Source organism: Sphingomonas molluscorum (assembly GCF_039522995.1).
GTDB lineage: Bacteria > Pseudomonadota > Alphaproteobacteria > Sphingomonadales > Sphingomonadaceae > Sphingomonas > Sphingomonas molluscorum.
Genome location: NZ_BAAAEL010000010.1, coordinates 16515 through 38535 on the forward strand (window position 1 = coordinate 16515; position 22021 = coordinate 38535).

General features: G+C 69.3%; 18 protein-coding genes. 7 read left to right on the forward strand and 11 right to left on the reverse strand.

The window, feature by feature from the left end; all coding sequences use genetic code 11:
• Positions 1-288: 288 nt before the first annotated feature.
• The 5 genes from ABDZ92_RS10560 to ABDZ92_RS10580 form a co-directional block, all read right to left on the reverse strand.
• Positions 289-1644 carry an ammonium transporter gene (locus ABDZ92_RS10560; RefSeq protein WP_125960241.1) on the reverse strand — a complete coding sequence of 452 codons (1356 nt, stop codon included), beginning with the start codon at positions 1642-1644 and terminating at the stop codon, positions 289-291.
• A gap of 14 nt (positions 1645-1658) precedes the next feature.
• Positions 1659-1997: a P-II family nitrogen regulator gene (locus ABDZ92_RS10565; RefSeq protein ID WP_125960242.1), complete on the reverse strand. Its 339-nt coding sequence runs from the start codon at positions 1995-1997 to the stop codon at positions 1659-1661.
• A gap of 333 nt (positions 1998-2330) precedes the next feature.
• Positions 2331-2534 (reverse strand): putative signal transducing protein, encoded by a 204-nt coding sequence (locus ABDZ92_RS10570; RefSeq protein WP_125960243.1) that lies wholly within the window; start codon positions 2532-2534, stop codon positions 2331-2333.
• A 13-nt stretch (positions 2535-2547) separates the two neighbouring features.
• The gene (gene tldD / locus ABDZ92_RS10575) at positions 2548-3972 is read right to left on the reverse strand and encodes a metalloprotease TldD (protein ID WP_125960244.1); all 1425 of its coding nucleotides are present in this window, start codon (positions 3970-3972) and stop codon (positions 2548-2550) included.
• 19 nt (positions 3973-3991) lie between these two features.
• Positions 3992-4219, reverse strand: coding sequence for a zinc-finger domain-containing protein (locus ABDZ92_RS10580; RefSeq protein WP_125960245.1), 228 nt, complete (start codon positions 4217-4219; stop codon positions 3992-3994).
• A 113-nt stretch (positions 4220-4332) separates the two neighbouring features.
• Here ABDZ92_RS10580 and ABDZ92_RS10585 point away from each other — a divergent pair, with 113 nt between their 5' ends.
• The 5 genes from ABDZ92_RS10585 to ABDZ92_RS10605 all read left to right on the forward strand — a co-directional run bounded on the left by ABDZ92_RS10585 (position 4333) and on the right by ABDZ92_RS10605 (position 12657).
• A complete protein-coding gene (locus ABDZ92_RS10585; RefSeq protein WP_125960246.1) occupies positions 4333-5253 on the forward strand; it encodes an ABC transporter ATP-binding protein in 921 nt (306 codons plus the stop codon).
• Positions 5250-6842 (forward strand): L-aspartate oxidase, encoded by a 1593-nt coding sequence (gene nadB, locus ABDZ92_RS10590; RefSeq protein WP_125960247.1) that lies wholly within the window; start codon positions 5250-5252, stop codon positions 6840-6842. Before ABDZ92_RS10585 ends, nadB begins: the two co-directional genes overlap by 4 nt.
• 232 nt (positions 6843-7074) lie before the next feature.
• On the forward strand, positions 7075-8118 hold the full coding sequence (locus ABDZ92_RS10595; RefSeq protein ID WP_125960260.1) for a serine hydrolase: 1044 nt from the start codon (positions 7075-7077) through the stop codon (positions 8116-8118).
• 89 nt (positions 8119-8207) lie between these two features.
• Complete coding sequence (gene polA / locus ABDZ92_RS10600) at positions 8208-10976, forward strand: DNA polymerase I (RefSeq protein ID WP_125960248.1); 2769 nt, start codon at positions 8208-8210, stop codon at positions 10974-10976.
• 148 nt (positions 10977-11124) lie between these two features.
• Positions 11125-12657 carry a lipopolysaccharide biosynthesis protein gene (locus tag ABDZ92_RS10605; RefSeq protein WP_125960249.1) on the forward strand — a complete coding sequence of 511 codons (1533 nt, stop codon included), beginning with the start codon at positions 11125-11127 and terminating at the stop codon, positions 12655-12657.
• Between the two features lie 110 nt (positions 12658-12767).
• Here the strand turns inward: ABDZ92_RS10605 and purH are convergent, their stop codons facing one another.
• The 4 genes from purH to ABDZ92_RS10625 all read right to left on the reverse strand — a co-directional run bounded on the left by purH (position 12768) and on the right by ABDZ92_RS10625 (position 18443).
• Complete coding sequence (purH, locus tag ABDZ92_RS10610; RefSeq protein ID WP_272695179.1) at positions 12768-14354, reverse strand: bifunctional phosphoribosylaminoimidazolecarboxamide formyltransferase/IMP cyclohydrolase; 1587 nt, start codon at positions 14352-14354, stop codon at positions 12768-12770.
• A gap of 202 nt (positions 14355-14556) precedes the next feature.
• Positions 14557-16308: a heparinase II/III family protein gene (locus ABDZ92_RS10615; protein ID WP_125962103.1), complete on the reverse strand. Its 1752-nt coding sequence runs from the start codon at positions 16306-16308 to the stop codon at positions 14557-14559.
• Positions 16305-16967 (reverse strand): ribulose-phosphate 3-epimerase, encoded by a 663-nt coding sequence (gene rpe, locus ABDZ92_RS10620; RefSeq protein WP_125962104.1) that lies wholly within the window; start codon positions 16965-16967, stop codon positions 16305-16307. The genes ABDZ92_RS10615 and rpe overlap by 4 nt, the downstream gene beginning before the upstream one ends.
• Before the next feature lie 210 nt (positions 16968-17177).
• Positions 17178-18443 (reverse strand): RsmB/NOP family class I SAM-dependent RNA methyltransferase, encoded by a 1266-nt coding sequence (locus ABDZ92_RS10625; RefSeq protein ID WP_125962105.1) that lies wholly within the window; start codon positions 18441-18443, stop codon positions 17178-17180.
• A 109-nt stretch (positions 18444-18552) separates the two neighbouring features.
• Between ABDZ92_RS10625 and ABDZ92_RS10630 the strand changes: the two genes are divergently transcribed.
• Positions 18553-18714 (forward strand): DUF1674 domain-containing protein, encoded by a 162-nt coding sequence (locus ABDZ92_RS10630; RefSeq protein WP_125962106.1) that lies wholly within the window; start codon positions 18553-18555, stop codon positions 18712-18714.
• Between the two features lie 218 nt (positions 18715-18932).
• Here ABDZ92_RS10630 and ABDZ92_RS10635 read toward each other — a convergent pair whose 3' ends face one another.
• Positions 18933-19811 carry an LOG family protein gene (locus ABDZ92_RS10635; RefSeq protein WP_125962107.1) on the reverse strand — a complete coding sequence of 293 codons (879 nt, stop codon included), beginning with the start codon at positions 19809-19811 and terminating at the stop codon, positions 18933-18935.
• A gap of 84 nt (positions 19812-19895) precedes the next feature.
• A complete protein-coding gene (locus ABDZ92_RS10640; RefSeq protein WP_125962108.1) occupies positions 19896-20585 on the reverse strand; it encodes an extensin family protein in 690 nt (229 codons plus the stop codon).
• A gap of 186 nt (positions 20586-20771) precedes the next feature.
• Here ABDZ92_RS10640 and ABDZ92_RS10645 point away from each other — a divergent pair, with 186 nt between their 5' ends.
• A complete protein-coding gene (locus tag ABDZ92_RS10645; RefSeq protein ID WP_125962109.1) occupies positions 20772-21953 on the forward strand; it encodes a phosphoserine transaminase in 1182 nt (393 codons plus the stop codon).
• Positions 21954-22021: the final 68 nt, after the last annotated feature.

The following is a 22021-nucleotide window of genomic DNA, read 5'->3' on the forward strand; positions in this document are numbered from 1 at the left end:
TCCACGTCGAAGGCCTGAAGAAGGGCGGCTCCGCTGGGGCCGCCCTTTCTTTTTGTGCGGACGAGGGGTGCATCCTCCCGCAGCTCCTGCGGCATGTGCTCCTGCGCAGGCAGGAGCCTAGAGCCAGGAGGGGCAGCGCCCGTGACCCTGGGCTCCTGCCTGCGCAGGAGCACGCGTTCTCCCTGTGCCCACCGCGCGCGCAAAAAAAGGCCGGTACGTTTCCGTACCGGCCCGAGGTCGTCCGCAGGAGGAACGTCGGGGGGGGGGGGCCCGTGCCCGCCGCCGATCTCAGTAGTTGTAGGCGCGCTCGCCATGCTCGCCGAGGTCGAGGCCCTCGATCTCGACTTCGGGGCTGACGCGGCCGCCGGTCACTGCCTTGGCGATGAAGAAGGCGATGGTGGTGCCGATCGCGGCCCAGGCGATGGTGACGACCACCGCGAGCAGCTGCACGCCGAGCTTGGCGCCCATGTCATAGTCGGCAGCGCCGGGGCCTCCGAGCGACGGCGCGTAGACGATGGCGGTGCCGATCGCGCCGACCATGCCGCCCACCCCGTGGATGCCGAAGGCGTCCAGCGAGTCGTCGTAGCCGAGCTTGGGCTTGAGGAAGGTCACCGCGAAGTAGCAGACGATCGAGGCGACCGCGCCCAGCACGATGGCGCCGAACGGACCCGAGTTGCCGGCGGCAGGCGTCACCGCGACCAGGCCGGCGATGATGCCTGAGCAGAAGCCCAGCGCCGATCCCTTGTGCCCCGAGAAGCGCTCCGCCAGCATCCAGAACAGCCCGGCCGAGGCGGTGGCGACAAAGGTGTTGATCATCGCAAGCGCCGCCGAGCCATTTGCCTCCAGCGCCGAGCCGGCGTTGAAGCCGAACCAGCCCACCCACAGGAGCCCGGTGCCGACCATCGTCAGCGTCAGGCTGTGCGGGGCCATGCGCTCGGTCGGATAGCCGATGCGCTTGCCGAGCAGGATCGCCAGCACCAGCGCCGAGACGCCGGCGTTGATGTGCACCACGGTGCCGCCGGCGAAGTCCAGCGCGCCCATGTCGAAGAACCAGCCGCCTGCCGCCCACACCATGTGCGCGATCGGCAGATAGACGATGGTGAGCCACACCAGCGCGAACAGCATGACGGCGGAGAACTTGATCCGCTCGACCGCCGAACCCAGCACCAGCGCGATGGTGATCGCGGCAAAGGTCATCTGGAAGCAGATGAACACATATTCGGGGATCTCGACGCCGGCCGTGAAGGTCGCCGCCTGCGACGCGGGCGTGACCCCGGCCAGGAACGCCTTGCCGAAGCCGGCGATGAACTTGCTCGGCAGCGCGCTCTCCGGGCCGAAGGCGAGGCTGTAGCCGTAGATCACCCAGATCAGCATCGCCAGGCAGGCGACGGCGCCGATCTGCGTCATCACCGACAGCATGTTCTTGGCGCGGGCGAGGCCGCCGTAGAACAGCGCGAGGCCGGGCAGGATCATCGCCAGCACCAGCACGGTCGACATCATCATCCAGGCGGTGTCGCCCTTGTCGACGGTCGCGGCAGGCGCGGCGGCTGCCGGTGCCTGCAGGGCCGCGTCCTGCGCCCAGGCGGGCAGCGCGGCAAACAGAGTCGTGCCCGCGGCGATCGCCAGGCCAGTCGGAAGCTTCATGATGTCCCCCTTCATCACAGCGCGGTTTCGTCGGTCTCGCCGGTGCGGATACGCACGGCCTGGCCGACGTCGAGCACGAAGATCTTGCCGTCGCCGATGGCGCCGGTGTTGGCCGAGGCCTGCACCGCCTCGACGACCCGCGGCGCGACGTCGGACGCGCACACGATCTCGATCTTGATCTTGGGCACCATGTTGGTGCTGTACTCGGCGCCCCGGTAGATTTCGGTCTGGCCCTTCTGGCGGCCGAAGCCCTTGACCTCGGTGACGGTCATGCCCGCCACTCCGACTTCGGTCAGCGCCTCCCGCACGTCATCGAGCTTGAACGGCTTGATGATGGCGATGACGAGTTTCATATCGCGCCCCCTCGCTATGGTCCCGAGGGGAGGCCTAGCAAGCAGCGTGCCAGTTGTGGTTGGGGTAGGGGCGCGAGAGGTCCGGAGCGGATCGACATCTCAATCCTCCCCGTTTGCCTCGCGTAGCCATCGAGCTTGTCGAGACGGCCTATCGAGAGGCGGTTGCGGTGGCTCTCTCGATACGGGCTCTCGACAAGCTCGATCCCTACTCGAGACAAACGGGGTGGGAAGCAGGATTACGCCTCGGGGGGGATGTGGCCCACGCCGGCTGAGATGCGAGGCAAGTGCGACGCAGCTTTAGGCAGCTGCCCAAAAATCAGGCAGTGGGGCGTGTCATTCCGGACGTTCGACGATCGCGCGGGCTGCGGCGAGATCCTCTTCATCGACCATCACCCGCGTCGGGATCAGCAGCCAGCTGCCGTCGGCGATGCTCGCCTCCCCATCGAAGGCGACGGCGGGGATGCCCTCGCTCTCCAGCCGCCCGACCAGGATCTGCGCCTCGATCCGGGCGAAGCGGCCGAGTTCGACGAGAGTCATCAGACGGGGGCCATCAGGCGGCGGTGCCGCCGACCGTCAGCCCCTCGACCAGCAGGGTCGGCTGGCCAACGCCCGCGGGGACGCTCTGGCCGCCCTTGCCGCACATGCCCACGCCCTCGTCGAGCGCGAAGTCATTGCCGATACCGGTCACCTTGGTGAGCACGGTCGGGCCGTCGCCGATCAGCGTCGCGCCCTTGATCGGCGCGCCGAGCTTGCCGTCCTCGATGCGGTACGCCTCGGTGCAGGAGAAGACGAACTTGCCCGAGACGATGTCGACCTGGCCGCCGCCGAACGACTTGGCGAAGATCCCCTTCTTCACCCGCGACAGCAGCTCGGCCGGATCGTCGCGCCCGCCGCGCATGAACGTGTTGGTCATGCGGGGCATGGGGGCATGGGCGAAGCTCTCGCGCCGCCCGTTGCCGGTCGGGGCGACGCCCATCAGCCGGGCATTCAGGCGATCGTGGATATAGCCCTTGAGGATGCCGTCCTCGATCAGGATGTTCTCCTGGGTCGGCGTGCCCTCGTCGTCGATCGACAGCGAGCCGCGGCGGCTGGCAATCGAGCCGTCGTCGACCACCGTCACGCCGGGTGCGGCGACGCGCTCGCCGATGCGGCCGGAAAACGCGCTGGTGCCCTTGCGGTTGAAGTCGCCTTCCAGGCCGTGGCCGATCGCCTCGTGCAGCAGCACGCCGGGCCAGCCCGGCCCGAGCAGCACCGTCATCTCGCCGGCCGGCGCGTCGACCGCGTCGAGATTGACCAGCGCCTGGGCGAGCGCGGTGTCGATCGCGCGGTTCCAGGTCTCGGGCAGGAACAGGTCGTCGTAGAGATAGCGGCCGCCGATGCCGAAGCTGCCGGTCTCGCGCCGGCCGTTCTGCTCGACCACCAGCGAGACGTTGAGGCGCACCAGCGGACGCACGTCGGTGGCGACGAAGCCGTCCGGGCGGACGATTTCGACCACGCTCCACGAGCCGCTGAGGCTCACGCTCGCCTGCACGACCCGCGGGTCGCGTGCGCGGGCGGCGGCGTCGATCGTCTGGCAGAGATTCACCTTGTCGGCGAAGGGCACCAAGTCGAGCGGGTCGGCGGCGGTGTAGAGATGGCGGTTGTTGCCGCGCGGCGGCGGCGCCTTGGCACCCTTGGCAGGGTCGATCAGCGCCATGGTCTCGCCCGCGCGCAGGATCGCGGCTTCGCTGATCTCGTTGGCGTGGGCGAAGGCGGTGGTTTCGCCCGACACGCCGCGCAGGCCGAAGCCGGAGGCGGTGTCGTAGCTGGCGGTCTTCAGCCGACCGTCGTCGAAGCCGAACGCCTCTGCCCGGCGATATTGCAGGTAGAGCTCCCCATCATCGGCCTGCGCGAGCGTGCGCGCGGCGAGACGGGTGGCAGCGGCGGGGTCGAAGCCGTCGCGATAGAGGAAGGCGCGGGGATCGGAGGCGGTCATGTCCTCCGATATAGGAGACCTAGAGGCTGGCGCCAGACGCGATGTCGGGGAGCGTCGACTGGTCGACGCCGTCCGCGGGGCCGCCGATCAGCACGAAGCGGCGGTCGCAATAGCCGCAATCGACATAGCCATGCTCGTCGATCTGCAGCCACACGCGCGGGTGGCCGAGCGCAGGGGCGATCTCCCCGGCACCGTCGCAAGCGACGCGGGGGGTGGTGACGCGGAGGACTTCGGACGGCGGAATCATGGGAGAGGCGATAGCAAGGCGCCCGGCGCTCGACAATGCTGGAGCGTGCCCGAACGCCGTTTCGCAACGCCGGGGATTGGCGATTCGTGCCGCGGGGCCTATCCGCTTGCGCCATGACCCAGGCCGCGATCAGCATCCGAGAGCTTTGCAAAACCTATGCGGGCGGTAAGCGCGCGCTCGACGGCGTCACCTTGGACGTGCCGCGCGGCGAGATCTTCGGGCTGCTGGGGCCGAATGGCGCGGGCAAGTCGACGCTGATCAACACGCTGGCCGGGCTGGTGCGCAAGACCAGCGGCACGGCCGAGATCTGGGGCTTCGACATCGACCGGCATCCGCGCAACGCGAAGGCCTCGATCGGGATCGTGAACCAGGAGATCACCTTCGATCCCTTTTTCACGCCGTCCGAGACGCTGGAAAACCAGGCGGGCCTGTACGGCGTCCCGAAGGCGCAGCGGCGGACGATGGAGCTGCTGCGCGCGGTGCATCTGGAGGACAAGGCCGACGCCTATGCCCGCAGCCTGTCGGGCGGCATGAAGCGGCGGCTGATGGTCGCCAAGGCGATGGTGCACTCGCCGCCCGTGCTGGTGCTCGACGAGCCGACCGCGGGCGTCGACATCGAGCTTCGCCAGCAGCTGTGGGCCTATGTCCGGCAGCTCAACGACGCCGGGGTGACGGTGGTGCTGACCACCCATTATCTCGAAGAGGCCGAGGAGCTGTGCGATCGCATCGCGATCATCAACCACGGTCGCCTCATCGCCAACGAGCCGACCCGCGCGCTGGTGGGGATGGCGCAGGAGAAGCTGGTCGAGGTGACGGTCGACCGTGATCTCGCCGCGCTGCCGGAGGCGAGCTGCTTCAGCAAGGTCGAGCGCAAGAGCGACCGGGTGCTGGCGATCACCTATCGCAAGGACGTGGCCAATGCGGGCGAGGTGCTCGCCGCGGTGACTCGCGACGGGTACGGAATCGTCGACGTCTCCACCAAGGAAGCCGACCTGGAGGACGTGTTCCTCAACCTGACGCGCGCCCACGGGTGAGTGATCCCCGCCAAAGCGACGTCCTGATCGTCGGCTCGGGCGCGGCCGGGCTAACCGCCGCGCTCAACCTGGCGGAGCGGTTCCAGGTGACGGTGCTCGCCAAGGGGCGGCTGGACGAGGGCTCCACTGCCTGGGCGCAGGGCGGGATCGCCGCGGTGCTGGAGCCGGGCGATACCTTCGAGAACCACATCGAGGACACGATGGTGGCGGGCGCGGGGCTCAACGACCGCGCCACGGTGGAGTTTGTTGTCGAGAACGCACCGGCGGCGATCGAGCGGCTGGCGGAGCTGGGGGTCCCGTTCAACGGCGGCGACGGCGACGAGCGCTGGCACCTGACGCGTGAGGGCGGGCACTCGCACCGGCGCATCGTCCATGTCGACGACGCCACGGGCCGCGCGGTGCAGGAGGCGCTGATCGCCGCCGCGCAGGCGCATCCCAACATCACGCTGGTGCCCGACATGGTCGCCGTCGACCTCGCCACCAGCCGGCACGAGCTGCGCTATTCGGGCGCGGGCCGGGTGTGGGGCGCCTATGCGCTCGACCGGGGCACGGGACGCGTGGCGCTGTTCACCGCCCGTGCGACGATCCTGGCGACCGGGGGGGCGGGGCGGACCTATCTCTTCTCCACCGCGCCGGGCGGGGCGACGGGCGACGGCATCGCCATGGCGTGGCGCGCGGGATGCCGCGTCTCCAACATGGAGATGATGCAGTTCCACCCGACCTGCCTCTACAATCTGGAGGTCAAGAACTTCCTGATTACCGAGGCCGTGCGCGGCGAGGGCGGGCGGTTGTTGAACCCCCGCACCGGCCACCGCTTCATGCCCGACCTTGACCCGCGCGCCGAGCTCGCGCCGCGCGACGTGGTGGCGCGCGCGATCGATGCGGAGATCAAGCGCTTCGGCCTCGACTACGTCCATCTCGACATCAGCCATATGCCGGCGGACTTCGTGCGCGGGCACTTCCCCAACATCCATGACAAGCTGCTCGGCCTCGGCATCGACATGACGCGCCAGCCGATCCCGGTGGTGCCGGCACAGCATTATACCTGCGGTGGGATCGTGGTGGACCTGGACGGGCGCACCGACCTGCCGGGCCTCTATGCGGCGGGGGAATGCACCGAGAGCGGGCTGCACGGCGCCAATCGCCTGGCGTCCAACTCGCTGCTCGAATGCTTCGTGTTCGGTGAGGCGGCGGCCCAGCATATCGCGACCCATTGGGACGAACTCGCGCCGCCGCCGCCGATCCGCCCCTGGGACGAAAGCCGGGTCGCGGATTCGGACGAGGAAGTCGTCATCAAGCAGAACTGGACCGAGATCCGCCGGTTCATGTGGAATTACGTCGGCATCGTGCGCACCACCAAGCGGCTGGAGCGCGCGCAGCACCGCATCGCGATGCTGACCGAGGAAGTGAACGACTATTACGGGCACTTCCGCGTCACGCCGGACCTGATCGAGCTGCGCAACCTGCTCCAGTCCGCCGAGCTGATCGTGCGCTGTGCCTTGCATCGCAAGGAAAGCCGCGGGCTGCACTATACGCTCGACTATCCCGAGACGCTGCCGGAGGCGGTCGACACGGTGCTGGTGCCCTGAACCCCCGCGCCGACGAAGCTCTTGGAATCCGGCGCCCTTTCGCAAATCTTCACCATTCATCGCTGCTGAAGGGTCGTTCGCCGCAAGGCTTCCACGGCAGCGCTTGCGACCCCGCGGGTTGTGACAGCATGGTAGAAGGGTGCGAGGGGCCCAGAGAAACGTGACGTCCGGACAGCAGTTCACCGCTACGCAACGGGCCCTGATCCTGCTGGGATCGGCGCCGTTCGTGCTGATGGGCTGTGCCGTTCATGAAGCCCGCCAGCAGCCGGCATCGCTGCTGCCCCCACCGGGCTCCGCCACCTCCAGCTACCGGGTCGCAGTGCCCGTCCCGCCGCCGCCCCCGCCGCTTCCGCAGGCACCGGCCGACCTGACGCGCGCGATCACGACGCTGCTCGCCAATTTCAACGGCACCGCGGCCGCCGCCGTCACCAGCATCGATTCCGGCTGGACCGTCGCCTACAACGGCAGCCGGCCGATGCCGCAGCAGAGCGTGAGCAAGCTGTGGGTCGCGATGACCGCGCTCGACCTGCTCGACCAAGGCAAGCTGACGCTCGACGACCCGGTGGTCGTCCGGCGCGAGGACCTGACCCTGTTCCACCAGCCGATCGCGTCGCTGGTGAAGGGCGACGGCTACCATACTACTGTCCGCGAGCTGATGCGCCGCGCGCTCACCATGAGCGACAACACCGCCAACGATCGGCTGCTGACCTATGTCGGCGGGCCGAATGCGGTGCGGGCGTTCCTGGCGCGGCGCGGCATCCAGAATATTCGCTTCGGCCCGGGCGAGCGGCTGCTGCAGAGCAAGACCGCCGGGCTCACCTGGCGGCAGGAATATTCGCTCGGCGGCGGCTTCAACCAGGCGCGCAGCGCGCTGCCGCAGAGCGTCCGGATCGCCGCCTTCAACGCCTATGTCGCCAATCCGCCCGACGGCGCCGGCGCGACCGCGATCGCCGAGGCGCTGATGCGGCTGAAGCAGGGTAAGCTGCTCTCGCCCAACTCCACCCGCTATTTGCTCGACACCATGGCGGCATCGCGGACCGGGCGGGCGCGCCTGCACGCGGCACTGCCCCCCGGCTGGACGCTGGCGCACAAGACCGGCACCGGCCAGGACCTGATGTCGCGCAACGCCGGCTTCAACGACGTCGGCATCCTGACGGCACCCGACGGCCGCAGCTATGCGGTGGCAGTACTGATCGGCGACACGCGGGCGCCGATGCGGGACCGCCAGCAGCTGATCCAGCAGGTCGTCCACGCGCTGGTCGCCAACCGCAGCTGATCCAGCCCGACGTGCCGTGCCCGGGGTGCGCCCCGCCGGCCGCCATGCCCCCCTCGTAACTGGCCGGCCGCGCTGCTATCTCGGCGGCCATGCCCCATCTCTACCTCGTCGACGGCTCCGGCTACATCTTCCGCGCCTATCACCGGCTGCCGCCGCTCACCAACAAGCATGGCGAGCCGGTGGGGGCCGTCTATGGCTATACCACCATGCTGTGGAAGCTGGCGGACGAGCTCCACAAGGCGGAGGGGCCGACCCACATGGCGGTGATCCTCGACAAGTCGTCGAGCACCTTCCGCAACGAAATGTACGACCAGTACAAGGCCCATCGGCCGCCGCCGCCGGAGGACCTGAAGCCGCAGTTCCCGATGATCCGCGATGCGACGCGGGCCTTTTCGCTGCCGTGCATCGAGGAGGAGGGCTGGGAGGCCGACGACCTGATCGCCAGCTATGCCAAGGCGGCGCTGGCGCAAGGGTGGCAGGTGACGATCGTCAGTTCCGACAAGGACCTGATGCAGCTGATCGAGCCGGGCCTCGACATGCTCGACACCATGAACAACCGCCGCCTGGACGCCAGCCATGTGGTGGAGAAGTTCGGCGTGCCGCCTTCCCAGCTGGGCGAGGTGCTGGCGCTGATGGGGGACAGCGTCGACAACGTGCCCGGCGTACCCGGCATCGGCCCCAAGCGCGCGGCCGAGCTCATCACCGAATATGGCGACGTCGAATCGGTGCTCGCCGCGACCGATTCGATGAAGAAGTCGAAGATGCGCGACAATCTGGTCGAGCATGCCGAGGCGGCGCGCCTGTCGCGCAAGCTGGTGACGCTCGCCTGCGACGTGCCGCTGCCGGAGCCGCTCGACGGGCTGGAGCTGCAGGGCATCCCGGACGCACCGCTGCGTGCATTCCTGGAGCATCACGGGTTCCGCACGCTGCTCAATCGCCTGTCGGCGGTGGCAGATCCGCCCGCGGAAGCGCCGGTCGCGCCGGTCGACGACGATGCGGACGCGCCGTGCGACCATGACGCGTACGAGACGGTGGTGGACGAGGACGCGCTCGACCGCTGGATCCAGGTGGCGCGCCACCAGGGCTGGGTGGCGATCGACACCGAGACGACCGGACTGGACGCGACCCGTGCGGAGCTGGTGGGCATCAGCCTTGCGCTGCACCCCAACCTCGCCTGCTACATTCCGCTCGGCCATGGCGGGCAGGACCTGCTCGCCGAAGTGCCGCAACAGCTCGACCGCGCGGTGGCGCTCGCCAAGCTCAAGCCGCTGCTGGAGGACCCGACGGTCCTCAAGATCGGCCACAACCTCAAGTACGACATGATCGTGCTCGCCCGCTGCGGCGAGGGCGGCATCCGCGTCGCGCCTTATGATGACACGATCGTCATGAGCTTCGACCTGGACGCCGGGCGGCATGGGCATGGCATGGACGAGCTGGCGGCGACGCACCTGTCGCACAGCTGCATCGCCTACAAGGAGGTGGTCGGCACGGGAAAGAACCAGCGCGGCTTCCACGAGATCGATCTGAAGACCGCGACCCGCTACGCCGCCGAGGATGCGGACGTGACGCTGCGGCTGTGGCGGCGGTTCAAGCCGCGGTTGCCGTATGAGTCCGCGACGCGCGTGTACGAGATGGTCGACCGGCCGCTGGTGCAGGTGCTCGCCGACATGGAGTGCCGCGGGGTCAAGGTCGACGCCGGGGCGCTGGCCAAGCTGTCGGAGGAGTTTTCCGGCCAGATCGCGGGGCTGGAGACCGAAATCCACGCGCTCGCCGGCGGGCCCTTCACCATCGGCAGCCCCAAGCAGCTGGGCGACGTGCTGTTCGATCGCCTTGGCCTGAAGGGCGGGCGCAAGGGCAAGTCGGGGGTCTATTCGACCGACGTCAACGAGATGGAGCGGCTCGCGGCCGACAAGGACCAGCCGCAGGGCGCCGAGATCGCGGGCAAGGTGCTCGAGTGGCGGCAGCTCACCAAGCTCAAGAACACCTATACCGATGCGTTGCAGGCGCAGATCAACCCCGCAACGGGCCGCGTCCACACCAGCTACTCGCTGACGGGTGCGCAGACCGGGCGGCTATCCTCGACCGACCCCAATCTGCAGAACATCCCGATCCGCACCGAAACCGGACGCCAGATCCGCGACGCGTTCGTGGCGGAGCCGGGCAACGTCATCCTGGCGGCCGACTATTCGCAGATCGAACTGCGGCTGGCGGCGCACATCGCGGACGTGCCGCAGCTGCGCGAGGCGTTCGAACGCGGCGACGACATTCACTCGCTGACTGCGACCGAGCTGTTCGGCGAGGTCAACCGCGACACCCGCGCGCGCGCCAAGACGATCAACTTCGCGATCCTCTACGGCATCTCGCGCTGGGGCCTGGCCGGCCGGTTGGACGTGTCGGCAGACGAGGCGCAGGCGATGATCGACCGCTATTTCGAGCGCTTCCCCGGCATCAACCGCTACATCGCCGAGACGCTGGAGGGCGTGAAGGAGCGCGGCTTCACGACCACGCTGTTCGGGCGCAAGACGCATTTCCCGCGCATCAAGTCCAAGAACCAGGCCGAGCGGGCCGGTTCGGAGCGCGCGGCGATCAACGCGCCGATCCAGGGGACGAGCGCCGACATCATCAAGCGGGCGATGGCGCGGATGGAGCCGGCGCTCGCCGAGGCGGGGCTGCCGAACGTGCGCATGCTGATGCAGGTGCACGACGAACTGGTGTTCGAACTGCCCGAAGGCGATGCCGAGGCGGCGCGCGCCGTGATCGAGCGCGTCATGGCGACGGCCGCCGAGCCGGTGGTCACGCTGACCGTGCCGCTCGCGGTCGAGATCGGCGTCGGCCCAAGCTGGGGCGCGGCGCACTGATCCGGGGCTGCCGTCCTGCCGCAGATGACGGCAGGACGGCGGGTGGCGGCGCGCACCGCCCGAGCCTACCGTCACCCGAAAGCCGCAGGGCGCGAGCATTTTGCATCAAGGGCTTATGCGTGCCGCCCGGCTTGCTTATGGGGCGCGGATGAACCGCGCAGACGGCCTTACGACTTCCTCCCCCGACGATGACATCGCGGCACTCGCCAAGGGCGGCCGGACCAATGTGTTCGGCTTCGTCCTGCGCCTGCTCGCGCGTTTGCCGTTCCTGTTCATCGCCGGCCGCGTCTATGGCCCCGAGACGGTGGGGCGGTTCGCGCTAGCCGTGCTGGTCGTGGAATTGGCGGCGCTGCTGGCGACGCTGGGCCTGAAGCGTGGGCTGGCCCAGGCGCTGTCCTCCACCGATCGGCCGCACGTGCATGTCGTGTGGGATGCGATGGTCGTCGCGTTCGTCGTCTCGGTGGCGGCGAGCGCGGTGCTCTTCGTCTTTCCGCAGATCATGTATCCCAACAGCCACATCCTAGGCTTCGAACGGCTGCTGCCGCTGATCGTGTTCGCGATCGCCTGGTCGGACGTGAGCCTGGCGGCGCTTGCCTATCGGCTGAACGTCAAGGCGGCGGTGACGGCGCGGGCGGTGGTGGAGCCCTGGACGATCTCCATCGCGGCATGGGCGCTGTCCTATGTCTCCACGCGCGACGGGCTGATCCTCTCCTATGTGCTGTCGATGGCCGCGGCGCTGGTGGCCTCGCTCGTGCCCTTCGTCCGCAGCTATGGTCTGCCGCGGGGCTGGACGCCCCAGCTGCGGCCGATGCTGGCGCTCGCGCGGCGCAACATGCCGCTGGCCGGCGCCGACGCGCTCGAATGGGGGTCGCGCAATGTCGACCGCTTCATCCTGGGCGTGCTGTTCCCCCCGGCGATCGTGGGCATCTATTACATGGCGCAGCAGGTCTCCTCGCTGCCGCAGAAGCTAAAGACCAGCTTCGATCCGGTGCTGGGGCCGGTCATCACCAAGAGCCTGGCCGAAGGCGACATGGCCGCGGTCGCGCGCCAGGTGCTGCAGGTCGGCTTCTGGATCATGGCCGCACAGGCGGCGCTAGCGCTCGCCGGATCGATCCCGGCGGAAGGCGTGATGGGCATCGTCGGGCCGCAGTTCGTGAGCGGTGCCGGGGCGCTGTCCTTCCTGCTGGTGGCGGAGGTGCTCGCCGCGACCGGCGCGGTATCCGAAGCGGCGCTCGTATACGTGGCGCGCCACCGCAACCTGATGCTCTCGATCGGCCTCCTCACCTTCCAGGTGCTGCTGAGCTTCGCGCTGGTGCTGCTGATGCGGTGGCTGGGCTTTCCCCAGCCGTGGCAGGCGGCAGGGCCGGCGGTCGCGCTCGCCGTGTCGCTCGCCTGCGGCTCGTGGCTGAAGTCGCGGCTGCTGGCGCGCATCCTGGGCTATCGGGTGGCGGAGATCCGACGGCCGTTCGTGCTGGCGATCGCGGCGGCATGCGCGGTGGGCTCGGTCATCATGCTGCTGCCGCCGCGGCTGGAGTGGGCGGAGATGCTGTTCGGCATCCCGGCGATCCTGCTCACCTACGGCTTCGTGCTGTGGCGCTGGGCGTTCGGCCCCGCCGATCGCGCGCTGCTCCACAAGGCGCCGATGACGGCGACCATTCCGACCGAGAAGCACAAGAGCTAGGCGCGTCTCTCCCGCTGTCCTTCGGCGGATGACCCGGGAAGCTCGGGTGACGGGCATAAAAAAGGGGCGCTCGCGAGCGCCCCTTTTCGCGTCGGTTGTGCCGTCCAGCCTCAGTGGCGGAAGTGGCGCATGCCGGTGAAAACCATCGCGAGGCCGGCCTCGTCCGCGGCGGCGATCACCTCCGCGTCGCGGATCGAACCGCCTGGCTGGATCACCGCGGTGGCGCCCGCCTCGACCGCCGCGAGCAAGCCGTCGGCGAAGGGGAAGAAGGCGTCGGAGGCGACTGCAGAGCCGATCGTGCGCGGCTCGACCCAGCCGGCCTTGTCGGCAGCGTCCTTGGCCTTCCACGCCGCGATGCGCGCAGATTCCAGCCGATTCATCTGGCCGGCGCCGACGCCGGCGGTGCTGCCGTCCTTGGCATAGACGATCGCGTTCGACTTGACGTGCTTGGCGACGGTCCAGGCGAAGCGGCAGTCGGCGAGCTCCTGCTCGGTCGGCGCGCGCTTGGTGACCACCTTCAGTTCCTCAGCCGCCAGCAGGCCGTTGTCGCGCGACTGGACCAGCAGGCCACCGGCGATCGACTTGATCGCAAGGCCGCCGCGTGCCGGATCGGGCAGCTCGCCCGTGACGATCAGGCGCAGGTTCTTCTTGGCGGCGAAGACAGCGCGCGCTTCCTCGTCGGCGTCGGGCGCGCACACCACTTCGGTGAAGATGCCGCTGATCGCGCGGGCGGTTTCGCCGTCGAGCGGGCGGTTGAGCGCGATGATGCCGCCGAATGCCGAGACGCTGTCGCAGGCGAGGGCCGCCTGATAGGCCTCCAGCAGCGTGTCGCCGGTGGCGACGCCGCAGGGGTTGGCGTGCTTGACGATGACTACGGTCGGCGGGCCATCGCGGAACTCGGAGACGAGTTCGAGCGCAGCGTCGGCGTCGTTGTAGTTGTTGTAGCTCAGCTCCTTGCCCTGGAGCTGCTGGCCCTGGGCGATGCCGCGGGTGGCGCCGGTGTTGGGCAGGTAGAGCGCCGCGGTCTGGTGCGGGTTTTCGCCGTAGCGCAGCGTGTCGGCGCGGGTGAAGGCGAGCGGCAGCGTCTGGGGCAGCGTCTCGCCCTGGTCGACGCTCGCGAACCAGCCCGCGATCGCCGAGTCATAGGCGGCGGTGGCGGCATAGGCCTTGGCGGCGAAGCGGCGGCGGGTGTCGAGGCTCGTGGCGCCGGCGTTGGCGTCGAGTTCCTCGACCAGCGCCGCATAGTCGGCAGGATCGGTGACGATCGCGACGTGGGAATGGTTCTTCGCGGCGGAGCGGACCATCGAGGGGCCGCCGATGTCGATGTTCTCGATGATCTCGTCGCGGTCTGCGCCCTTCGCCACCGTCTGGGCGAAGGGGTAGAGGTTGACCACCACCAGATCGATCGGGCCGATGCCGTGCTCGGTCATGGAGGCGACATGCTCGGGGTTGTCGCGCACCGCGAGCAGTCCGCCGTGCACCACCGGGTGCAGCGTCTTCACCCGGCCGTCCATCATCTCCGGGAAGCCCGTGAGGTCGGAGATGTCGCGGACGGGAAGCCCCGCCTCGCGGATCGCCTTGGCGGTGCCGCCGGTGGAGACCAGTTCCACGCCATGGCGGTCGAGCGCCCGGGCGAGGTCGAGGATGCCGCTCTTGTCGGAGACCGAGAGCAGCGCGCGCGTGACGGTGACGTTCATGGCCGGCTCCTTTGCCCCGATTCGCGGGGGAGGCAAGGGGAAGAGGTGAGGTTCGGGTCGGATGAACCCTCCCCGTTTGTCTCGATCGAGCTTGTCGAGAGCCCCTATCGAGAGAGCCACAACAACCGATTTCTCGATACGCCGTCTCGACAAGCTCGACGGCTACTCGAAACGAACGGAGAAGTGGACGAGACTCCTGGGCCTATCGCGCGCGGTGGAAGCGCCAACCGATGCCGGCACCGCCGGGCGGCGCGATGCCCGTCAGCACCAGCTGCTGCGTGCCATGCGGAATGCCCTCGCCATCGATCCACAGGCTGTCCTCGACAGCGAGCGCGGCGCCGCGGCAGCGGAACTGCCACACCGAGCGCCCGTCCGGCAGGCGGAGAAAGGCGGCAAGACCGTCGGCGGTGGTCGCGACCTCGACGCCCAGGCCCAGGTGGAAGCGGATGGTGAAGCCGACGTCGCCGTGCTTGCCGCTGCTGCCGCCGCGCGTGGAGGCGGGGAGCAGCGTATCCTCCCCCACCAGGTCGCGGCCGTCGGTGGACAGGGTGATGAGGCGGCGATGGATCAGGCCCAGGCGACGGACATAGCCGTCGTGGCTCGCCTCGACGCGGCTGAGTTCGTCGGTTTCCTGGCGGCTGAGCTCGACCTCGCCCACGCCGCGCCCGAGGGCGCCGTCCGCGTGGATGGCGGTGGAGTTGGAGTCGCCGAGCACCAGGGTCGAGTGCGCGGCGGTGGTGCGCAGCGCCGGCGCAAGCGTGGGCGGCAGCGTCAGCAGCGCGCCGTTGGCGCCGCCGCAGTTGACGACGATGCGATGACCTGCGTCCGAAAGCTCGAAGGCGAGGGTGGAGGCACAGCCGCCGGTCGCCTGGCGGTTCGCAGGCGGCGGGGCGGCGTCGAGCACCACCACGGTCTTGCCGGCCGACAGACGCTGGTAGCCCCACTCGCGAGCCTGGCGCAGCGGGCGCGTGCGCACGCCGGTCGCCTCGACGATCTGCTCGATGCGCTCGCCCGAGATGGGGGCCGATCCCTGCCAGCTGCCGAGTCCGCCATCGGAGTGGCAGACGCCAAGCAGCGCCGCGACCAGCCGGGTGAGGGTGTCCCCCAGCACGTCGGGTGCCTCCATCCGCCGCGCGGCATAGGTCTCTCGCAGCATGGTGAGCAGCTGGATCAGGTCGAGCTGGTCCGCGGGCGAGCGACCGAGCGACCCGCCGTCCTCGAACACTGCGGCCGCGAGCGCGCGGGCAAGCCCGGCCTCTCCGAACACGCGGCGCGGATCGCCGCCCGGGATCATCAGGCCGGCGGCGACCACGCCGCACCAGGCGGCGACGCGCGGCACGCCGGCTGCGACCTTGGCAGCGGTGTTGTCGAGGTGGCGGGCGCCGCGCGCGAGCGCGTGCAGTACCTTGGACCGATAGACGAGGTCGGTGCTCGACAGGATCAGCGGCGCGTGCGCGGTCCAGAACAGCAGGCGCCGGCCCCAGAGGTCGGCGCGCCAGGCGGGATTGGATACCTTGGTCTCGTGCGCGGCGAGCCAGTGGCGCATGATCGCCTCGGCGATCGGGGCGGCGGTGGCACGGGTCGCAACGCTCGACAGGTCGCGCAGCCAGGCGAAGCTATGGAGATAATCGGCAAAGGGCGCGGAGAAGGTCGGGCGCGCCAGCGACAGCGCGTTGATCGGGACGGCTTCGCCCCGGAACAGCACCATGCCGTCGAGCAGGGCATAGCCACGCTCCAGATCGCCGAAGAAGGGATCGTCGGCAACCGCAATCAGCTTGAGCGGATGCTTGCCGCGCAGGCGCAGCGCGTGGAACGGGGTGCGCCAGGTTAGCCGCTCGAGCCGTTCCGATAGTCGTTCGGCCAGCGACAGCCCCTTGCCGCCGCTCTGGCGGATGAGCCGCTTGCCCGCTTCGATCCCGTCGGGCCCGGTGGTTTCGGGAAGCGGATCCGTCACGCGCCTCTCAGAGCCCGGATGTTGTCGGCATAGGCGGCAGGGCCGCCGGCGAAGGTGGCGGTGCCGGCGACCAGCACGTTGGCGCCTGCTTCCACCGCAAGCGGCGCGGTGGTGCGGTCGATGCCGCCGTCGACCTCCAGGTCGATGTCGCGGCCGCTGGCGTCGATGCGCTGGCGCAGCGCGGCGATCTTGGCGAGCTGACTCGTGATGAACTTCTGTCCGCCGAAGCCCGGGTTCACGCTCATCACCATGATGAGGTCGACGAGGTCGAGCACATGGTCGACCGACTCCACCGGCGTCGCCGGGTTCAGCACCACGCCCGCACGCTTGCCGAGCGCCTTGATCGCCTGGAGCGAGCGGTGGAGGTGGGGACCCGCCTCCGGGTGGACGGAGATGATGTCGGCGCCGGCCTCGGCAAAGGGTTGGAGCAGCGGATCGGCAGGCGCGATCATCAGGTGCACGTCGAACGGCTTGGCGCTGTGCTGGCGCAGCGCCTTCACCACCATCGGGCCGATGGTGAGGTTGGGCACGAAATGCCCGTCCATCACGTCGACATGGATCCAGTCGGCACCGGCCGCGTCGATCGCACGCACCTCCTCGCCCAGGCGGGCGAAGTCGGCGGACAGGATCGAGGGGGCAATGCGGACGGGTCTGCTCATGATCGGCCGACCTCTAGCATGGCACACCCCTGCCGCAACCGGGTGTCGGGAGCGGTCGGCGATTTCCGAGGGCGGGCTGTCGCTCCCCGACCCGTTTGTCTCGAGCAGGGATCGAGCTTGTCGAGAGCCCGTGTCGAGAGAGCCGCAGTCGATTTCTCGAGACGCCGTCTCGACAAGCTCGACGGCTCCTCGAAACAAACGGGAAGGGTTTCAACCCACCCGATCGAGCCGCGCGATGAAGAAGCCGTCGAGGCCGCCCTGTTCGGCGAGCATCCCCGGTAGCGTCCGCACCCAGCCTTGCGGCGAGGGCGCGATGCCCTCCGGCAGCAATTCGGGCGCGGCCGGCACCAGGCGATAGTCGGCACGCTCGGCCAGGAAGCGCTCGACCTGCGCCTCGCCCTCCTCGCGCTCCAGCGAGCAGGTGGCGTAGACCAGGCGGCCGCCCGGCTTCACCCAGTCGGCGGCACGGGCGAGCAGGCGGGCCTGCAGTTCGGCGGCCTCGGCGATCACCGCCGGCCGCACGCGATGGAGCACGTCGGGGTGCCGGCGGAAGATGCCGGTGGCACTGCACGGCGCGTCCAGCAGCAGCGCGTCGACCGCCTCCCTCGGTTTCCATTTGAGGGCGTCGGCGGCGATCACCTTTGCCGAGAGGCCGGTGCGCTCGAGGTTCTCGGACAGGCGGGCGAGCCGCTTCTCCGACACGTCGAGCGCGGTCACGTCCCAGCCGGCGGCGGCGAGCTGCAGCGTCTTGCCGCCCGGGGCGGCGCACAGATCGAGCGCGGTGCCGGGGCCGGCGCCGATCAACCGCGCGGGCAGCGAGGCGGCGAGATCCTGCACCCACCATTCCCCTTCGGCAAAGCCGGGAAGTTCGGGGACGGTCGCGAACGCGGGCACGCGCAGGTGGCGCGGCAGCAGCGCCATGCCCTCGGCCGCCGTGGTGTCGCCGCGCAGGCTGAGATCGACCGGCGGCGGGGAGGCGATGGCGACGCGCGCGGCTTCCGCCACGTCCTCGCCCCAGGCCGCCTGCCAGCGCAGCCAGGCGGCGGCGGGCAGTTCCGGGAGCTCAGGCAGGGTCGCGTTCCGGCGCATCAGCGTGCCGAATACGCCGTGGACCAGCTTGCGCGGGCCGCCGTCGACCAGCGGCAGCACGGTTGCGATCGCGGCGTGCGGCGGCGTGCCGAGCGCGAGCGCCTGGACCAGCGCGATGCGGAGCGCAAAGCGCGCTTTCGCATCTTCGGGCAGCGGGCGGGCCGTAGCAGAGTCGATCAGCGCGTCCAGGTCGGGCAGCCGGCGCAGCGCCTCGCTGACGATCGCGTGGACCAAGCCGCGATCCTCGCGTCGGTCGAGCCCGGTGGTGGCGCGGTCGAGTGCCGCTTCCAGGGCGAGGCCGCGACGCAGCACGGCGTCGAGCAGGCGAAGCGCGGCGCGCCGGGCGGGGACGCCGGGCGGTTCGGGGGCGAGCTGGGGGCGCGCCATCAGCGATGCCGTCCGTGCGGCCGCTGCCGCATGCCGTGGTTGCTGTGCTTCACTTGATCCCAAGCCTTTCGCCGCCGATGTGGGGGCTGCATCATTATCGGAGAGTCCCATGGGCCAGCGACCGCCCCACGTGAAGCCACCCGAGCATCTTTCCAAGAGTCCGCCGGTGCCGACGCCGGAACCGATCGCGCCGCCGGCCGCCGATCCGCTGGGCAACAACCCGGTGCGCTACGGCGACTGGGAGCTGAAGGGCGTGGCGGTGGATTTCTAGGGCTCCGCGTCGTCGTACCAACCCGTTTGTCCTGAGTAGCCATTGAGCGCAGTCGAAATGGCGTATCGAAGGATGCCAGGCCTGCTTCGATACGGGGCTTCGACAAGCTCAGCCCCTACTCAGCACGAACGGTCGGGGTCGGAGTCATCCTATCAGGGGCGCCACAGCCATCCTATCCCTGCTCCTGCTTTCGTAGGAGCAGGGAAGGTGGAGCGCGCTTACTTCGGCAGTTCGTCGCCGCGGGCGCGATAGAATTCCTCGACCGCCTTCCAGCCTTCCTCGGCGGTTTCGCAGAAGGTGATGAGGTCCAGGTCGCGCGGCGAGATCACGCCCTCGTCGCACAGCGCCTCCAGGTTGACGACGCGCTCCCAGAACTCGCGGCCGTAGAAGAGCACGGGGATCGGCTCGACCTTGCCCGTCTGGATCAGCGTCAGCAGCTCGAAGCTCTCGTCAAAGGTGCCAAAGCCGCCCGGGAACACTGCCACCGCCCGCGCGCGCAGCAGGAAGTGCATCTTGCGCAGCGCGAAATAGTGGAACTGCATCGACAGCGACGGCGTGACATAGGGGTTGGGCGCCTGTTCGTGCGGCAGCACGATGTTGAGGCCGACCGACTCGGCGCCCGCCTCGCTCGCACCGCGGTTGGCGGCTTCCATGATCGAGGGGCCACCGCCCGAGCACACCACGAAGTGACGCTTGCCGTCTTCCGACTGCGGGAAGTTGCTGGCGAGGCCGGCGAGCTCGCGGGCGACGTCATAATATTTGGACTTGGCGATCAGCCGCTCGGCGATGCGCTTGGCGCGATCGTCCTGCGCGAGTTCCAGGAGCGCGCCGGCCTTGCTCGGCTCGGGAATGCGGGCGGAGCCGTAGATCACGAAGGTGGAGGCGATGTTCGCCGCGTCGAACACCAGCTCGGGCTTCAGCAGCTCCAGCTGGAAGCGGACCGGGCGCAGATCCTCGCGGAGCAGGAAGTCCATGTCCTGGAAGGCGAGGCGGTAGGACGGGTGCTCCGTCTGCGGCGTCGAGATCTGGGTGCGGGCGCTTTCGGCCTCGTGCTTGGCGTCGCGAAATACGCGCGACGGAACTCGGGTATCGGTCATGACACTTCCTGCAACAGCCAAGGCGGGCGGGCCGCGTGCTTGGCGAAAGCGGACCAATCTAGAGCGGCTGGGCGCGCACGCAAGCTAGCGGCAGAAATCTCCGCGTCCGCCCATGTCGAAATGAAGGTGGTTGTAGTGGGCGGCGTTATAGTCCGGCCCGAGCACCGTCTTGAAGCGGCGGCAGGCGGAGCGGTGCACCACCTGCAGGAACTGCTGCACCGCCGGGTCGCCGGAGCGCCAGCCCTGTTCGATGCTGATGCGGCGGCCGTCGGCGAGCACGAAGCCGCCGATATCGATCGCGTTGGCGAGGCCGTGCTGCGACAGCTTGGCCGATCCGGCAGCGCCCTGTCCGACGATGCCGCGGCAGACGTAGCTGCCATAGCTTTCGATCCGCACCACGTCGCTGCCCAGGATCTGGCGGGCGGCGGGGCCGACGCCGTACTGCACCCAGCCGACAAAGGCGCGCGCGGTGGGACAGCGGATCGCCTTCAGGCCCGCGGTGGGCGTGCCGAAGTCGATGAGCTGCACCGCGCCCAGCACCAGGCAACCCCCGCCATAGTCGCGGTCGGGCAGGGGGCTGAACCGGACGCCGGCGCGCGACAGGTCGGCGAAGCATTGCTGGGTGCCGGGCGGAGTCTGGCCGGTCAGCGTCACCGGACCGCTGCCGCGTGGCCGCGGCGCCGGACGCCGCTCCTCCCGCCCCCCGCCGAAAATGCAGGCCGTCAGTAGAAAGGGCAGCAGCAGGGCCGTGAGCCGACGCGAAACCAAGTGCATGGGCACGGGTGTAGCGGAGGTGGCGACTCCAGCGCCACCCGGTCGAAGGCGCAGACGCCTCGTCCTGCCGCCTTTCCGAGCTACCCAATTCGCGTAACGCGTTGACATGCTCCGCCACGCCGTTAGGGCCGTCGGCGGGCCACGCTGTCCCAACGCAGCGCGTGCTCTCTGTGAGGAGAGACTATTTTGACGGATACGATTTCGGTTCCCGCCACCGGTGCGCCTGCCGCACCCGCGAAGCCCGCCACCAAGCCGGCGCGCCCCCATTTTTCCTCTGGTCCCTGCGCCAAGCCGCCGGGCTGGTCGCCTGAGAAGCTCGCCACCGAGGTTCTCGGCCGCTCGCACCGCTCGAAGCTCGGCAAGGCGCGGTTGCAGCGCGCGATCGACCTGACCCGCGAACTCCTCCAGGTCCCCGACACCCACCGCATCGGTATCGTTCCGGGCTCCGACACCGGCGCGGTCGAGATGGCGATGTGGTCGCTGCTCGGCGCGCGGCCGGTGACGCTGCTCGCCTGGGAAAGCTTTGGCGAGGGCTGGGTGACCGACGCGGTCAAGCAGCTCAAGATCGAGCCGACCGTGCTCAAGGCGCCCTATGGCGAGATCGTCGACCTGACCCAGGTCAGCCCCGAGCATGATGTGATCTTCACCTGGAACGGCACCACCTCGGGCGTGCGCGTGCCGAACGGCGACTGGATCGCCGACGACCGCGGCGGCCTGACGATCGCCGACGCGACCTCGGCCGTGTTCGCGATGGACCTGCCGTGGGACAAGCTCGATGTGGTCACCTTCTCATGGCAGAAGGTGCTGGGCGGGGAAGGCGCGCATGGCGTGCTGATCCTGGGCCCGCGCGCGGTCGAGCGGCTGGAGAGCTACACGCCGGCCTGGCCGCTGCCCAAGATCTTCCGCATGACCAAGGGCGGCAAGCTGATCGAAGGCATCTTCAAGGGCGAGACGATCAACACGCCGTCGATGCTGGCGGTCGAAGACGCGATCTTTGCGATGGAATGGGCGCAGCACGCCGGCGGGCTAAACGGCCTGATCGCGCGCTCCACGGCCAATGCGACGGCGCTCGGCCGCATCGTCGAGGCGCGCGACTGGCTCGACCATCTGCCGGCGGACCCGGCGATCCGATCGAACACCAGCGTCTGCCTGAAGCTCGTCACCGATGCGGATGCCGACGCCCAGGCGGCGATGGTCAAGAAGATGGCGTCGCTGCTGGAAGCGGAGGGCGCGGCGTTCGACATCGCCGGCTATCGCGATGCCCCGGCGGGCCTGCGCATCTGGTGCGGCGCGACCGTCGACACCGCCGACATCGAGGCGCTCGGCCCCTGGCTCGACTGGGCCTGGGAACAGGTCAAGCCCGCCTGATCCTGCGCGCTCTGACGTGCTCCTGCGAAAGGAGGAGCCCAGGGCCACACGCGTCTCGTTTCAAAAAC